Genomic DNA, 13234 nt, shown 5'->3' with positions numbered 1-13234 from the left:
TCGAGGCATGCGCGACCAGGCGCCAGCGAACCTGCACGATCACCGGCGCATGGACGTCTGCCCGCAACAAGGAAACGTCATCTTGGCCGATTCCGCACCTTGAGGACGGTCACAGTGACTGACGGCACCGTAGGAATTCACTCGGGGTCAGTCGGGCGGATACCAGGCATTCATCCGATCGGATGGATTGATGGCCGACCGTGCGGGGCATTACCGCCGCGCGCATCCGCCCGGCCCCCGGACGGTGCGCTCATGATGCGGGCGCGCTCATGATTCTTGCCGAAGGAGCGACATGCAGGTCTGGCCGGGCGAGCGGTTCCCTCTCGGGGCGACGTACGACGGGATGGGCACCAACTTCGCGATCTTCTCCGAGGTGGCCGAGCGCATCGAACTCTGCCTCTTCGACGAGTGGGACGTCGGCCATGAGCGCCGGGTCGAATTGCGCGAGGTCGACGCGTACGTCTGGCACGCCTACATCCCGGGGATCGGACCGGGACAGCGGTACGGCTACCGGGTGTACGGCCCGTACGACCCGGCGAACGGGTTGCGCTGCAATCCCCACAAGCTGCTCATCGACCCGTACGCCAAGGCGATCGACTCCGACGTGCGGTGGGACCCGGCGGTGTACGACTACACCCTCGGTGACCCGGAGCGGATGAGCGAGACCGACTCGGCACCGTTCATGCCGAAGTCGGTGGTGGTGAACCCGTACTTCGACTGGGGCAACGACGCCCCACCGCGCATCCCGTACCACCACTCGGTCATCTACGAGGCACACGTACGCGGACTGACCATGCGACTGCCCGGCATCCCGGAGGAACTGCGTGGCACGTACGCCGGCATCGCCTCACCCCCGATGATCGACCATCTGACCCGGCTCGGCGTCACCGCCATCGAGCTGATGCCGGTCCACGAGTTCGTCCACGACCACCGCCTGGCCGACCTGGGGCTGCGCAACTACTGGGGTTACAACACCATCGGTTTCTTCGCCCCGCACCACGGTTACTCCGCCCTCGGCCACCTGGGCCAGCAGGTGCAGGAGTTCCGGGGCATGGTGAAGGCGCTGCACGCCGCCGGCATCGAGGTCATCCTCGACGTGGTCTACAACCACACCGCCGAGGGCAACCACCTCGGCCCGACGCTGAGCTTCAAGGGCGTCGACAACCCCAGCTACTACCGCCTGTCGGAAGAGAACCGGCAGTACTACGTCGACTACACCGGCACCGGCAACAGCCTCAACGTGCGCAACCCGCACTCACTCCAGCTGATCATGGATTCGTTGCGGTACTGGGTCACCGAGATGCACGTCGACGGGTTCCGCTTCGACCTGGCCGCCACCCTGGCCCGCGAGTTCTACGAGGTGGACCGGCTCTCCACCTTCTTCGAGGTGGTGCAGCAGGACCCGGTGGTCAGCCGGGTCAAGCTGATCGCCGAGCCGTGGGACGTCGGTCCCGGGGGCTACCAGGTGGGCAACTTCCCGCCGCAGTGGACCGAGTGGAACGGCAAGTACCGCGACACCGTGCGTGACTTCTGGCGCGGCGAACCGGCCACCCTCGCCGAGTTCGCCTCCCGCATCTGCGGCTCCGCCGACCTGTACCAGGACGACGGGCGTCGCCCCTTCCACAGCATCAACTTCGTCACCTGCCACGACGGGTTCACCCTGACCGACCTGGTGTCGTACAACGACAAGCACAACGAGGCCAACGGCGAGGACAACCGGGACGGGGAGAGCCACAACCGGTCCTGGAACTGCGGCGTCGAGGGCGACACCGACGACCCCGGGGTGCTGGCCCTGCGCGCCAGGCAGCGGCGCAACTTCATCGCCACCCTGCTGCTCTCCCAGGGAGTGCCGATGATCGGTCACGGCGACGAGCTGGGCCGCACCCAGCGCGGCAACAACAACGCCTACTGCCAGGACAGCGAACTGGCCTGGGTCGACTGGGACAACATCGACCACGACCTGCTCGACTTCACCCGCCGACTGGTCGCCTTCCGCCGTCAACACCAGGTGTTCCAACGCCGCCGCTTCTTCACCGGCCTGCCGGTACGCGGCCGGGGCGCCGACGAACCCCTGCCCGACCTGGCCTGGTACACCCCCGACGGGCGGGAGATGACCGGCGAGGACTGGGGCAACGACTTCGGCCGCTCGGTGGCGCTGTTCGTCAACGGCGACGGCATCCGGGAACGCGGCCAGTACGGCCAACGCCACCACGACACCTCCTTCTGGCTCTGCTTCAACGCCCACGACGCGCCACTGGACTTCACGTCACCGCCGGCCGAATTCGGCCAGCGGTGGGAACTGGTGATCAGCACCGCCGAACCTGACCAGGACAAGGGCACCACCGTCGAGGCCGGCGGCACGGTCTGCGTACCGGACCGGTCCCTGGTGGTGCTGGAGAGGGTCGCCTGACATGACCGACACCCCTCGACCGGTCGGCGCCACCTACCGGGTGCAGGTGCGCCCCGACTTCGACCTGGACGCCACCGCCGGCCTCGCCGGCTACCTCGCCGACCTCGGCGTCACCCACCTCTACAGCGCGCCGCTGCTGACCGCCGCACCGGGCAGCACACACGGCTACGACGTGGTCGACCACGCTCAGGTCAACCCGCAACTCGGCGGCGAACCCGCCCGGCAGCGGCTGCTGCGGGCGCTGCGGTCCGTCGGGCTCGGCCTGGTCGTGGACATCGTGCCCAACCACGCCGGGGTCGCCGTACCGGCCGCCAACCCGGCCTGGTGGGACGTGCTGCGCCGGGGACGGGACTCGGCGTATGCGGACTGGTTCGACATCGACTGGGCGCGGGGCCGGCTGCTGCTGCCGGTGCTCGCCGAGGACCCCGACGCGCTGGACGCCCTCACGATCGTCGACGGGGAACTGCGCTATCACGAGCACCGGTTCCCGATCGCCGACGGCACCGGCGACGGCAGCCCCCGCGAGGTGCACGACCGGCAGCACTACGAACTGGTCTGCTGGCGGCGCGGCGACGCCGAGCTGACGTACCGCCGGTTCTTCGCCGTTTCCAGCCTGGCCGGGCTGCGGGTGGAGGATCCGGCGGTGTTCGCCGCCACCCACGAGCTGATCCTGGCCTGGGCGGCGGCCGGCGAGATCGACGGCATCCGGGTCGACCACCCCGACGGGCTGCGCGACCCGGCCGGCTACCTGGCCCGGCTACGCGACGCCGCCCCCGACACGTGGCTGATCGTGGAGAAGATCCTGGAGTACGGCGAGGAGTTGCCCGGCTGGCCGGTCGACGGCACCACCGGGTACGACGCCCTCGCGGCGGTCTGCGGAATCTTCGTCGACGGTGACGCCGAAGCCGACTTCACCGCCCTGGACACCCGGCTGACCGGCCGGGCCACCTCCTGGGCCGACCTGACCCACGACACCAAACTCGGCGCCGCCACCCGACTGCTCGCCGCCGAGCTGACCCGACTGGCCGCCCTCGCCCCCGAGGTGGACGCCGATGCCGCCCGCGCCGCCCTGGCCGAGTTGGCCGCCGCGTTCCCGGTCTACCGCGGCTACCCGCCCGACGGGGTACGCCACCTGGCCAACGCCCGCGCCGAGGCCGGCCGCCGCCGCACCGACCTGACCGGGGCCCTGGACGCGATCACCCGGCGGCTGCGCGACCCCGACGACGAACTGGCCCGCCGCTTCCCCCAGTTCACCGGCGCGGTGATGGCCAAGGGGGTGGAGGACACCGCCTACTACCGGTGGAGCCGGTTCGTCGCACTCAACGAGGTCGGAGGCAGCCCCGCCCACTTCGGCACCCTGCCCGGCCGGTTCCACCGCTTCGCCGTCGCCCGACACGACCGCTGGCCGACAAGCATGACCACCCTGTCGACCCACGACACCAAACGCGGCGAGGACGTCCGCGCCCGCCTCGCCGTCCTCGCCGAACTGCCGCAACGCTGGGCGCAGCTGGTCACCGGCTGGATGGCGGCCGTGCCGTTGCCCGACGCCGCCCTGGCGCACCTGCTGTGGCAGACCGCCGTCGGCGCCTGGCCCGTCGAGCGTGAGCGCCTGCACGCGTACGCCGAGAAAGCCGCCCGGGAGGCCGCGGTCTCGACCGGTTGGACCGACCCCGACCCGGCCTTCGAGCAGGCCATGCACGCCCTCGTCGACGCCATGTACGACGACCCGGCCGTCAGTGGCGAGCTGGCCGCCTTCGCCGCCGAGATCACCCCGGCCGGCTGGTCCAACTCGCTCGGTCAGAAGCTGATCCAACTCGCCATGCCCGGGGTGCCGGACACCTACCAGGGCACCGAACTGTGGGACAACTCCCTGGTCGACCCGGACAACCGCCGCCCGGTCGACTTCGGCGTACGCCGGGAACTGCTGGCCCGGCTCGACGCCGGCTGGCAGCCGGCGGTGGACGACACCGGCGCGGCCAAGCTGCTCGTGGTGTCCCGCACCCTGCGGGCCCGCCGGGACCGGCCGGAGCTGTTCGGCGACTACCAGCCGATGCTCGTGCACGGCCCGGCGGCCCGCCACGCCGTCGTCTTCGACCGGGGTGGCGCGGTAGCCGTGGCCACCCGCCTGCCACTGCGGCTGGCCGCCGAGGGCGGCTGGCGCGACACCACCCTGTCATTGCCCGTTAATCAGATGTCGTGCCTGTTCACCGGTCGGGTCTACAGTGATGGACGGGTCCGACTCGCGGACCTGTTGGCCACATATCCCGTCGCTCTGCTGGTGCCCACCACCTGACCCGGGAGGCTGCGTCATGTCCGAATTCACGGTCTGGGCGCCCGAGGCGAAACGGGTACGGCTGCGCCTGCCCGACGCCGACCACGAGATGAGAGCCGGCCGGGGCGGCTGGTGGCGCGTCGAGGTCCCCGACGCCGGCTCCGACTACGCGTACCTGCTGGACGACGACGACCAGGCATTGCCCGACCCCCGCTCCCTGTGGCAGCCCTTCGGCGTGCACGGCGTCAGCCGCGCCTACGACCACTCGGCCTTCGCCTGGACCGACAGCGCCTGGACCGGCCGCCAACTGCCCGGCAGCATCCTCTACGAACTGCACGTCGGCACCTTCACCCCCGAAGGCACCTTCGACGCCGCGATCGACAAGCTCGACCACCTGGTCGACCTCGGCGTCGACATGATCGAACTGCTGCCGGTCAACGCCTTCAACGGCGAACACAACTGGGGGTACGACGGCGTCTGCTGGTTCGCCCCGCACGAACCGTACGGCGGCCCGGACGGGCTGAAACGGCTCGTCGACGCCGCCCACGCCAAAGGTCTGGGGGTGATCCTCGACGTCGTCTACAACCATTTCGGGCCCTCCGGGGCCTACGCGCCGCGCTTCGCGCCGTACCTCAGCGACCGCACCACCCCCTGGGGACAGGCCGTCAACCTCGACGGCCCGCACTCCGACGGGGTACGCCGCTTCATCCTCGACAGCGTGCTCATGTGGCTGCGCGACTACCACGTCGACGGCCTGCGCCTGGACGCCGTACACGCCATGCCCGACACCCGCGCGGTGCATCTGCTGGAGGAGATCGCCGTCGAGGTCGAGAGTCTGTCGGTGCACCTGGGCCGCCCGCTGTCGTTGATCGCCGAATCCGACCTCAACGACCCCCGGCTGATCAGCCCACGCGAGGCCGGTGGCTACGGCCTGCAGGCCCAGTGGAACGACGACGCCCACCACGCCCTGCACACCCTGCTCACCGGCGAACGGCAGGGCTACTACGGCGACTTCGGCACCATGGAATGCCTCGCCGAGGTGCTGACCGGCGCCTTCTTCCACACCGGCACCTGGTCCAGCTTCCGCAACCGCCAACACGGCCGCCCGGTCGACCCGCGCACCCCCGGGCACCGCTTCGTGGCGTACCTGCAGAATCACGACCAGATCGGCAACCGTGCGGTCGGTGATCGCCTCTCGGCGTCGCTGTCGCCCGCCATGCTCCGGGTCGGCGCGGTGCTGCTGATGGCCTCGCCCTTCACCCCGATGCTGTTCATGGGGGAGGAGTGGGCTGCTTCGACGCCCTGGCAGTACTTCACCTCCCACCCGGAACCCGAACTGGCCACCGCCGTTGTGCTGGGTCGCCGTCAGGAGTTCGCCACCCACGGCTGGACCGCCGAGGCGGTGCCGGACCCGCAGGACCGGCAGACGTTCGTACGCTCCCGGTTGGACTGGGCCGAGCTGGACAAACCCGAACACCGCGCGATGTACGACTTCTACCGGCGGTTGATCGCCCTGCGGAAGTCACGGCCCGAGCTGTCGGATCCGCACCTGTTCGCCGTCGAGGTGCGCCACGGGGACCGGTTCCTGGTGATGCGGCGCGGTGGGTGCCTGGTAGCGGCGAACCTGGCCGACAAGCCGCAGCGGGTGACGTTGCCGGGGGTGGCGCGACGGGTGCTGCTGGCGACGGGGGAGGGGGTCACGGTGACCCGAGACCGCATCGACCTACCAGCAGAAACAGCCGCGATAGTGGCGCTATGACCCTGGCCCTGAGCTTGTCTCGGGGTTTGTGGCGCTGACATCCGGAGCCGCCTCGAAGAGAAGGTCACCGGCTCGTTTGACCCGCAGCCCAACGCCGGGAACCCGCGAGACCATTTCGCCCATGAGGCTCTCCGCGTGGGCGCGAGACAAGTTCGTCGCGACGTACACCGGACCGGCGGATGTCCTTACCTCCTTCGGGAAATAGCCTGGCGAGATGTCGCTTCTGCTCGCACTGATGAAGCCGTTGTATGCTGCCGCCGCGACGCCCTGACGCTCGGCGACGAACTTCGCAAGATCGCGTACCGCTCGCGCGGCGGTGACAGGGCGTCGGGTGCCGCTCGGCCCCTCCAATGAGTAGATCGTGAACCGTCCCCGTACACGGCGGAGTCGCAGGCGTAGGAGTTGCCGTCGGCCATCGTCTGCAGCAGCCGCGACATAGCGGTCCAGGAAGATGGCGAGCAGTTCGTCGTCCAATTTTCGGACGCGGGTCGTCTCGATCGGATAATCCATCAGCCGTGCGACTTGGCCTTGGCCGAGGTTTGAGAGCGCGGCCTCCAACTGACCGACCGTGGTCACACCAAGTTCCGCCAGTTGGTCGACGAGAACGGCGAGTGACAGCGTGTCGCCCGGCTCATCGTCTGGGAAACGACTGGCGACCAGTGCGCCCAACGACGCCGGGCCCAGGAGAGTCGGGTCGAGCGTTTCCGGTGACGGCTCGTCGACTTCGATCACGGGCTCGTCAGCTGTTGCTGCATCATCCGCACCTTGCGGCCGGAGCAACTCTTCGATCTTGTCGAAGATCTCGTCCATGTACCGGCGCATACCGCCGGCCTCAATGAAGTACTGATCGACTCGACCTTTGTCATTGGATGGCAGTTCTTTGTAGCCGCCGGACTTGTAGCGGATGTCGTGCTCGTATTCTGCCCAGGCGTGGCCCGCCACGCTGCGCACCTGGATCTCCAAGCCCTTGTAGTTGTCGAAGAACTTCGTGAGAGCGCTGTAGCGGAGCTGCAAATCGGGATCTTTGAGGCCCGTGATGACGAGGTGCTCGCTGTCGTATCCGTTGTGTCTTTTTTCGCCGGGGTTGTGCCGTTCCCGGCACTCGCAGCGATTCTCGATGAGGTTGGCCATGTCGTTGCGCGCTCGGGTGGTGTAGACGATGACACGCGCCGCCACGCAGTCATGGATCTCTGTAGCGGGGTCGGAGTACTTCGGAGTTCCATCGTCCTTTAGCTTCGCTGACTTGTCCTTGTACGAGGCAAGCGTCTTTGGGCGTGCCTTCACAAGGTGCACGTCAATGCTGGCGTCCCGCGCCAACTCCGTGAGGAAGCGTCTCGTCTCGTCGGCCACCTCGGCCAAGAATGGCTGATCCTGCGCGTAGCGCCACAGGTGAGTGGGGACCATTTCCATGTCTTCGCCGTGGGACACGCCTGGATGCTACCGGCGGCTGCATCCAAAAGGGAGGGGTGGTTTGGCCGGTCCTTGTCGGGAGCGACTTCCTCGCGCATGGCAGATGATCCGACGTGGTCAATAGGTGCTGCTCAAGGTTCCCTTTCGCCGCTTGCGAGGGTCGCGCTCGGTGGTGAGGAAGGGTAGCGTCCGACAGGCGGCTTGGTGGCCGCCCGCTAACCAGGCCAACCACACGGGAGGTAGGCGGTAAGCGTGGTGATGAATACGGACACCGTAGGGGCGAGGATCCGCTACTGGCGGATGCGTCGGGGCGGGATGTCGCAGGCCGTCCTCGCCGGGCTCGCTGGCGTCAGCCAGCCCTATGTCTCGCAGATCGAGTCGGGTCGGAAGACCATCGACCGGCGCTCCACTCTCGTGTCCTTCGCCGCAGCCCTACAGGTCACCGTGGCTGACCTTCTCGGTCAGGGCACGGAACCGGGCGATCCGGCCCGCGAGGGTGCCGCCGAGTGCGTACCGGCGATCTGGTCCGCGCTGATCGAGATTGAGGACGGTGAGCGTCGACCGTCTACCCGTACGCAGGAGCAGTTGACGGCAGACCTGGCGCGCACTGATCAGCTTCGCAACCTCTGTAACTACCCGGCGATGGCGCGCATGCTTCCCGACCTGCTGCTGGAGTCCGCTGCCGCGGGCGGCACCGTGCTCGCTCAAGCGGCCTACCAGGCTGCGACATGTCTGCGGCACCTCGGGTACCGCCATCTGGCGCTGAACGCGGCTCGCGTCGCCGTTTCCGCCGCCGAGGAGGCCGAGCACTCCGCATGGATCGGTGCGGCACGGTTTGCCTATGTACAGAGCCTGCCGATCGAGTCCGCGTCGCTGGCTGCCCGGGCCGCCGGCCGATCGCTTGTCGAGTTGCAAAACGACGCTGGTGATGAGCAGGTGCGACAGATGCTCGGTCAACTTCACCTGTCGGCGGCCCTGACTTCGACTGTGGACGGCCGGGTAGACGTCGCCCGGGACCATCTGGCTGAGGCGAGCCGCGAGGCGACGAGCCTCGGGGATCCTGTGGACGGCGGCGGCTTCAACGGGTGCGGGTTCGGTCCGACCAACGTGGGTCTCTGGAAGATGTCCATCGCCGCAGAGCAGGGCGAGATGGGCAAGGTGATCGAGCTGTCCCGAGCGGTGCGGCCTCAGGTTCTCGCGGCCACCAATCGCCAGATGTCGTACTGGCTCGATCTTGGTCGGGCGTTCGCCGACACCGGTCGTCGGGATGCCGAAGCGCTGGGTGCCTTCGTGCAGGCCGAGCGGGCCGCACCCGTACCGTTCGCGCTGAACCCGCTAGCCCGCGATGCGGTGGTGGCCCTTGCCCAGCGGGCGAGGCGGCGGGCTGTCTCGGAAGACCTGCGGCTGCTTGCCAGCCGGATGGGCATCCACCTGGCTGCATAACTGGTGGTAATTAAGTAACTACCGCACTGTCTTAGCGTCCGGTTTGGGAAGGCGATCGCCTTCCTCGGCCAGATGAGACGGCGAGCAGCCCCTCCTGATCACGATCTCCACGGCCGGGTCTGTTGGAGGTAGGGATGCCAGGTCAGGGCGACGAGTCGGTCAGTCGGGGTGAGCAGATTCAGGCGGCTGAGCGGGAGGCGGCGAAGCGGCGGCTGTTGGAGCAGGCCGAGGCGGAGCGCGTACCGATGGAGGAGACCACTCGGGCGGTGCCGGATCGGCGGTGGCGGCGTGACCGGCCGCAGTGAGGTGCCGATCGGGCGGCGGGTGGCGCAGTGGCGGATGCGGCGGCGGATGACGCAGCAGGGCCTCGCCGACCGGCTGGGGAAGTCGAAGAGCTGGGTGGACAAGGTGGAGCGAGGTGCCCGTCGACTCGACAGGTTCTCGGTGATCCAGGCTATCGCCGAGGTGCTGCGCATCGACCCGGCGGTGTTGCTCGGCCAGCATCCGCTGTCAACCGGCGGCGACGTACGCGATGGGTTTGACGGGGTGCGAGCGGCGCTCGCGCGGTACGGGGTGTTCGAGGCGTCGGCGCGTGAGGTGCCGGTGGCGGAGCTGCGTCGGCGGGTGGGGCATGCCTGGTTGAGCTTTCAGCATGGGCAGTACGCCCAGGTGGTGCGTGCGCTGCCTGGGCTGCTGGACGCCGTGCAACTGTCGTCGGGTTCGGAGGACGGGGAGTTGCCGGTGCAGGCGTACCGGGTCGCCTCGTCGGTGCTGGTGAAGCTGGGTGAGGCCGACCTCGGGTGGTTGACCGCCGACCGGGCGGTGGCGGCGGCCGGCGAGGATGCGGTGTTGGCGGGTGCGGCGGCCATCTCGATCGGGCAGGCGCTGCGGCTCGCCGGTCGGCAGCGGCTGGCGCTGGCCGCCACCGTTGCCGCCGCGCAGCGGCTGACCGGCGTTGCGGCGCGACCGGCGGGGGATGGGGTGGCGTCGGGTCGGCGGGCGCAGGAGTTGGCGGTAGGTGGGACGCTGCTGCTCCAGGCCGCTCTCGCCGCGGCGGGCTGCGGCGAGCCTGGGCAGGCCGGGGTGCTGCTCGACCAGGCCGCAGCGGTGGCGGGCCGGGTCGAGGTCGCCGACGATCCGTACGGTACGAGTTTCGGGCCGGTCGCCGTGGAGCTGGCGCGGGTGGTGGTGGCGGTCGAGCGGGGCGCTGCGGCCGAGGCGGTCGGTCGGCACGAGCTGCTGATCCGGCGGGACGGGTGGCGGCGGTTGTCGCCCGAGTACCGGGGCGCCTACCTGGTGGACGCCGCGCGGGCGTACCTGCTGGCCGGTGACCTGTCCGGGGCGGGACGGATGCTGGTCGCGGCGGATGGAGTCGCGCCCGCTGAGGTCCGGTTGCGGCCGTCGGCGCGTACCCTCCTCACCGAGGTAGCTCGTGGCCGCCCCACCCCACCCGGCGTAACCCGCCTGGCCACCCTCGTCGGCCTCACCCGCTGACCCACCGCTGCCCAACGACGCTCGTCGCCCCGATGATGGTTCAGCGGCCGGCGCGTTTCCAGGCGCGGTAGAACTCCTTGTAGAGGAAGCGCTGCACCGGCGTGCCCGTGGCGGTGACCTGCTTGCCGAGGACCCGTGCTCCAATCCACATGCCGGCCACCTTGGGGACACCGGGCACCGATTCGGTCACCGAGGCCACCCCGTTGACCAGTTCCTGCTCTACCGGCGACAGGGCGACCTTGCGCAAGCCGAGGCGTTCGAGTAGCTGTCGTTTCGCGCCGTTGATGTCGCGAGCGAGGCGAAGGTAGTCCTCGTCGGTAACGCAGCGGGCCACGGCAGCGCGTAAGTCGGCGGCCTTGTCGCGATATTCGGCGATGCGGGCGACGACAAGGTCGACCCAGGCACGATCGCCCATCTGGCCGATCTCGCCCGCCTGCCAGAGCCGGCCTCCGAGCAGTGGTAGTTCTAGTTCGAGCAGCTGAACTCGGTGGGTGTCGCTGTCATCCGCCGCCGTGACGAGCGACTGATGGATGCCCCGAATGGCCTTGATGACGTCCAACACCACGGTCTCGGTGGCACCCTCGGTGGAGAGGTCAAAGGTCAGCAGGAAGTCGCGTCTGACGGGGTGTGCCTGGTAGGAGAGACGGGTGGCATCCGCGCGCGCCTGATACTTAAGCCCACGCGCCAGGGTTGCCGCGACGTAGACCTCCTCACCGGTGGGCGCCATGGACTGAAGGGGGCCTCGCAGCACGATCGATGCCGCTCGCGCCCAAGCGCCGAAAGGGTCGTCCTCCACCCCGTCGGGTGTGGCGATTCGATCCGAGTGGTGGCCGGCCACGCGTACATTGGCTGCCTGGAAAGCGCACCAGCCGTGAATACGCTTCGATAGTGAGTTGCGCTGATCAGGCAGGGCATCGTCGCAGGCGACCGCCTGCTCGATGAACTGGCCAAGGACCTTGTGGCCGCGCCAACTCTGCAACTCATGCAGCGCCAGGTCCTCGGCGTCGCGCACCCGGCTGGTCTCGTCGACATCCAACTGCAATGGATGCAGCAGCCCAGCGTCGGCCAACGCTCGGAGGAGGTATGGCTTACCACCGAAATCAGCGGCCGAAGGGCGAGCGAGCACCGGGTGGGCCACCCATACCCGTTCCATGAAGATCAGGGACTGGATCAGCTCGACAAATGCCTGACGGGCGAACGGATCGTCAGGCCGGCTGACCCGGTTCTGCGCAACGACGAAGTCCTCGGCACTGATGATCGATGTGACGTCTACGAGGACTTCCGTATTGCGGTGGGGGAGCCCTGCGCCTGCTCTACGAACCACTTGACGGCCTCCGGGCGACCCATCACGGTGCTGGCGAACGTCGGCTCTGGTTGGGCAAGTGTTTCCATGGATACGGGGAGATGCCGAACCCCTTTCGCATCCGTGGACATTAGACCGACGATCTCACCGAGACACAAGCCTGCGAGACCGTCCCAGACCTTCTGTCGAGGACGGTAGAAGAGGTCGAAGCGCGGCGCATCGGCCGCGAAATCGGTAAGATCCACGGCGGTACGCAGCATGTCCAGCGTCTGTGACGTCGTCCGCGTCTTCAGGGTGTAGCCAGCCGCAGCCATAGCGGTTTCGTGTGGTGGGGCTTCGGAACGAGCGCTACGAGTCAGGGATGCGACACGAACCGGTTCGTTGATGTGTCTCGCCGGTCTGCCGTTGACCGTGATCGTGCGCTCAGCCTGGGAGGCGACCACCACGATCGGTGTGCGGTCGGTCCCCAACTCGGGTGCGACGATGAGCGTGGCGACCGGTTCCCGTCGTTCCAGCAGGCAGATCACGGAACAGAACTCCGCGCTGCTGGGATTGACGAACTCGGCTGTGCCGTCGATCGGGTCGATCACCCAGATCCGCTCGGGCTCCTCGTCCTCACCGGGCCGCCAGGTACCGCTGCCGGACTCCTCCGCCAGCACCCGAGCAGCCGGATCCAGGGCCCGGATCCGGTTGATAACCAACTCTTCAACCGCGAGATCGGCCTCGGTGAGCAGGGTTTGGTCGGCCTTCTCCTGCACGTCCAAGTCGGCCACCCGTGACCGGTACGCCGTGAGCACGCCCAACAGTTCTGTGGCTAGGTCGGTCCACAGCTTGTCAAGATTCATCGGCTCGACTCTCCTCGCGACCAACTCGACGGGGCCACTCGATGGACGAGGTCATCATTCCACTCTGGCACTGATCCGCCGAGTGACAGATGAGGGTCACAGCTCGGGGCGCATTCACCATCGCGCTGATTGCCTACCGATGGCGACAAGTCTCCCGCATGTCGATCATCATCGTGGCTCTGGCGACGCGGTGCGGTAACCGTCACCGGAACCCGCCTGCGTGGCGAGAGCGTGATCTCGCCAAAGGGAGCCCATCGTCGCCTGACCTCGTCACAAGATCGTGCTCAATGTCGGATCG

At 68.3% G+C, this 13234-nt stretch carries 9 protein-coding genes; 6 read left to right on the top strand and 3 right to left on the bottom strand.

Features of this window, described 5'->3' with window-relative positions:
- The first annotated feature begins 292 nt into the window (after nt 1–292).
- From glgX to treZ, 3 genes are read left to right on the top strand one after another with little or no spacing between them, the layout of a single operon-like run.
- On the top strand, nt 293–2410 hold the full coding sequence (gene glgX / locus Vgi01_RS16850; protein ID WP_204291642.1) for a glycogen debranching protein GlgX: 2118 nt from the start codon (nt 293–295) through the stop codon (nt 2408–2410).
- 1 nt (nt 2411) lies between these two features.
- A complete protein-coding gene (gene treY / locus Vgi01_RS16845) occupies nt 2412–4703 on the top strand; it encodes a malto-oligosyltrehalose synthase (RefSeq protein ID WP_204291641.1) in 2292 nt (763 codons plus the stop codon).
- A 16-nt stretch (nt 4704–4719) separates the two neighbouring features.
- A complete protein-coding gene (treZ, locus tag Vgi01_RS16840; RefSeq protein WP_204291640.1) occupies nt 4720–6441 on the top strand; it encodes a malto-oligosyltrehalose trehalohydrolase in 1722 nt (573 codons plus the stop codon).
- Here treZ and Vgi01_RS16835 read toward each other — a convergent pair.
- Nucleotides 6436–7869: a RelA/SpoT-related domain-containing protein gene (locus Vgi01_RS16835; protein WP_204291639.1), complete on the bottom strand. Its 1434-nt coding sequence runs from the start codon at nt 7867–7869 to the stop codon at nt 6436–6438. The genes treZ and Vgi01_RS16835 overlap by 6 nt on opposite strands.
- Nucleotides 7870–8109: 240 nt before the next feature.
- Between Vgi01_RS16835 and Vgi01_RS16830 the strand changes: the two genes are divergently transcribed.
- From Vgi01_RS16830 to Vgi01_RS16820, 3 genes are all read left to right on the top strand, one after another.
- Nucleotides 8110–9294 (top strand): helix-turn-helix domain-containing protein, encoded by a 1185-nt coding sequence (locus tag Vgi01_RS16830; RefSeq protein ID WP_204291673.1) that lies wholly within the window; start codon nt 8110–8112, stop codon nt 9292–9294.
- Between the two features lie 134 nt (nt 9295–9428).
- Nucleotides 9429–9599, top strand: a complete 171-nt coding sequence (locus Vgi01_RS16825; protein ID WP_204291638.1) for a hypothetical protein — start codon at nt 9429–9431, stop codon at nt 9597–9599.
- Nucleotides 9583–10788: a helix-turn-helix domain-containing protein gene (locus Vgi01_RS16820; protein WP_204291637.1), complete on the top strand. Its 1206-nt coding sequence runs from the start codon at nt 9583–9585 to the stop codon at nt 10786–10788. Before Vgi01_RS16825 ends, Vgi01_RS16820 begins: the two co-directional genes overlap by 17 nt.
- Nucleotides 10789–10828: 40 nt before the next feature.
- On the opposite strand, the gene Vgi01_RS16815 is transcribed toward Vgi01_RS16820, so the two are convergent.
- Nucleotides 10829–12112, bottom strand: coding sequence for a hypothetical protein (locus Vgi01_RS16815; protein WP_239089017.1), 1284 nt, complete (start codon nt 12110–12112; stop codon nt 10829–10831).
- Nucleotides 12058–12936: an inositol monophosphatase family protein gene (locus tag Vgi01_RS16810; protein ID WP_204291636.1), complete on the bottom strand. Its 879-nt coding sequence runs from the start codon at nt 12934–12936 to the stop codon at nt 12058–12060. Before Vgi01_RS16810 ends, Vgi01_RS16815 begins: the two co-directional genes overlap by 55 nt.
- Nucleotides 12937–13234: the final 298 nt, after the last annotated feature.

Origin of the sequence: Micromonospora gifhornensis, assembly GCF_016863515.1 — a bacterium.
GTDB classification, from domain to species: Bacteria; Actinomycetota; Actinomycetes; order Mycobacteriales; family Micromonosporaceae; genus Micromonospora; species Micromonospora gifhornensis.
The sequence above is the reverse complement of the archived record's forward strand: the minus strand, read 5'-3'. Positions and strand labels throughout refer to the sequence as shown.

Coding starts and splice junctions, on each gene's coding strand:
- Vgi01_RS16810 (WP_204291636.1), bottom strand. CDS start 12,936: ATGAATCTTGACAAGCTGTGGACCGACCTAGCCACAGAACTGTTGGGC.
- Vgi01_RS16830 (WP_204291673.1), top strand. CDS start 8,110: ATGAATACGGACACCGTAGGGGCGAGGATCCGCTACTGGCGGATGCGT.
- treZ (WP_204291640.1), top strand. CDS start 4,720: ATGTCCGAATTCACGGTCTGGGCGCCCGAGGCGAAACGGGTACGGCTG.
- glgX (WP_204291642.1), top strand. CDS start 293: ATGCAGGTCTGGCCGGGCGAGCGGTTCCCTCTCGGGGCGACGTACGAC.
- treY (WP_204291641.1), top strand. CDS start 2,412: ATGACCGACACCCCTCGACCGGTCGGCGCCACCTACCGGGTGCAGGTG.
- Vgi01_RS16825 (WP_204291638.1), top strand. CDS start 9,429: ATGCCAGGTCAGGGCGACGAGTCGGTCAGTCGGGGTGAGCAGATTCAG.